At 75.8% G+C, this 858-nt stretch carries 1 protein-coding gene; it reads right to left on the minus strand.

Annotation, left to right across the window (positions count from 1 at the left end; translation table 11 throughout):
* Positions 1-807 (minus strand): sensor histidine kinase (locus ACYVE9_RS28845; RefSeq protein WP_461030829.1); only part of this gene is annotated, 807 nt, incomplete at its 3' end.
* Positions 808-858 lie beyond the last annotated feature (51 nt).

The following is an 858-nucleotide window of genomic DNA, read 5'->3' on the forward strand; positions in this document are numbered from 1 at the left end:
GAAGCGCCCGCCCGTCCCGCCGCGCAGGCGCTCGGCGTCGGCCGGCGGCTCGCCCTCGGAAGGGGGGTCGGCGTCGGGCAGTGGCGTGAAGTCCACGTCGAGCCCGCTGTCGGCGATCAGCCGCGGCAGGTCGCTCAGCCGGGGCTGGGGGCTGAGCTGGACGGTGCGGCCGCCGGCCGCCCGCAACACGCCCACCAGATGCCGCAACTCGTCCAGGGTGGCCACGGCCAGTGAGCGGATGGTCTCCGCGCTCTCCCGGGCCGCCGGGTCGGGGGTGCTGATGCGCAACGCGCCCGCCTGGAGGCTGATCAGGCTGACCTGGTGGGCCACCACGTCGTGCATCTCCCTTGCCAGCCGCACCCGTTCGGTGCTCAGCACCCGTTCGGCCAGCAGCGCGTTCTCCCGGCCGCGGGCGGCCAGCAGCAGCCCGAGCGCGATGGGCGCGGCGATGACCAGGGCGGTGTCGATGACGTCGAGCACCGCTTCCTGGACGGACGTCCACGGCGGCTCGTCCAGCGGGTTGGGCACCAGGTAGGCGGCGGCGAACAGGCCCGCACTGCCGGCCAGTCGGATCCTGCCGGGGCGGTGGCGGGCGACGGTGTAGAGCGCGATCAGCGGCGCGAACCAGATGAAGCCGACGTACATGCCGGCCAGGGTGACCAGCAGCACCGGTACCGGCAGGCGGCGGCGCAACGGCAGGACGGCTGCCGCGGTGAGGCCGGCGGCCAGGTCCCACGAGGGCGTCACGCCGTTGACCAGCAGTGCGTCGGCGGTGGCCGGCAGGACCGGCCCGTACGTGGTCGCCACGGGCCCGGTGAGGAGGCGCGGCAGCCGCCACGGGGACCGGGCGGGCCGGCC

Source organism: Streptomyces sparsus (genome assembly GCF_054776295.1).